This is a genomic window from Vibrio sp. 1249-1 (genome assembly GCF_033340495.1).
On the sequence record NZ_JAWOWJ010000053.1, the window covers coordinates 1 to 1,489 of the forward strand.

General features: G+C 43.4%; 1 protein-coding gene. It reads right to left on the reverse strand.

Annotation, left to right across the window (positions count from 1 at the left end; genetic code table 11):
* Positions 1-150 precede the first annotated feature (150 nt).
* Positions 151-1,488 carry a GGDEF domain-containing protein gene (locus tag R7Z50_RS24145; protein ID WP_318149302.1) on the reverse strand — a complete coding sequence of 446 codons (1,338 nt, stop codon included), beginning with the start codon at positions 1,486-1,488 and terminating at the stop codon, positions 151-153.
* Between the last annotated feature and the right edge of the window lies 1 nt (position 1,489).

The following is a 1,489-nucleotide window of genomic DNA, read 5'->3' on the forward strand; positions in this document are numbered from 1 at the left end:
CAGATGTAAGGTCAGAAAATAATTAGAGCAGCCATTGTTTGCTGGCTGCTCTAATATAAAAGACCACTCATTCTGTTTGGTCAAATTAATCAAACAGTTATGTCATGGTTATGTCCAATCACTTGGCATTTTTATCAATAAAACTATTACTTACTGTGATTGTTGTCTGCGTTTTTTCATCTCATAGAGATCTTCATCCGCTCGAACGATAACATCTTGCAGTGATTCGTGTGATTCGTTTGCCGCAACGCCAGTGCTTACGCTGACTTCAATGTCTAACGTTTTAAGTCGGTTGTCTTTGACAACGCTACGTAACTTTTTCGCCAACATCGAAGACTGACTGATGCTGCACCCCGGCAAGATTGCGATAAACTCATCGCCCCCAGTTCGGACGAGATAATCGCTGGTTCTGAACACTTTACGCATCGCATCGGCAATGATCTCGATAACCTCGTCCCCAACGTGATGACCATAGCGATCATTGATTCGCTTGATCCTGTCGCCATCAATGGCAATGACGGAATAAGGGGCCGTTTTCAAGCGGCGTTTGAATTCGCTATCTTTAAAGACCCTGCGGTTAAGTAACCCAGTTAAATCGTCTTTTGTCACATTCGTCAGTGCCGTCGCCAGACGAAGTTTGCTCTCTTTGGATTCATGCGCTTTGTTGTAATACGCCAAGGTTGCCAAAAAGAAAATAACAAACAGAAAGCTGTAATCCACCATCACTTTACTGAACGGGTACATGTAGACAATCAAGTTGTTGTTGTCTGCCACAAAAGATTGGGTGTACGCGAACGATGGCCACGGATAACCTGAAAAATAGATCACCATTTGTTTGTTACCATTGGAGATCTGTACGTCGACGGCTTTCCCTTCGTTATAAAGTGATGAAAGATAGAGCTGTTCTGAAAACTCGCCGACTAACTCACCTTGGAAATAAACCGGGCTCATGATGCTTATTGCCATGTCATCCGAGTAGGTGGTTTTAAACGGCAGAGAAAACAACACGCGATCAGTCAGTTGTTCTTTCCACGCAGCCAGAACGCAAGAGTAGTTGCTCTTGCACCAATCGACATCAAATGTAACCGTTTCACCTTCCAACGCTTTGATTGGGCGCTCTAAAATTAACTTGCTCCCAGTATAAGAGCGAAAGTACATAATGGCATTTTGCCGATTAAACGCATTCGACAAATACGCTTCGGCTTGATGCATCGATTTGCGCGCGACGGCTTCAACGTAATTCAGCTTTTCGTACGGTGACAGCGAGTAAATCGCGTCTTGGAAGCTGAACTCTGTTTGAGCTTCCACTTCATCCACACTCAACCCTTTGAATTGTTGGAGCTTCGCTTCCGTCAACAGCCCCATTAAAATGACTTTTTGTTTTATTTTAACAAGGTTATTTGCGTAGGTGTTGAACTGCTTTACTTCATAAGAAATCAACACAGCACCAATCATCATTGTTGAAGTTACAAACAGTAACGTCGCCACA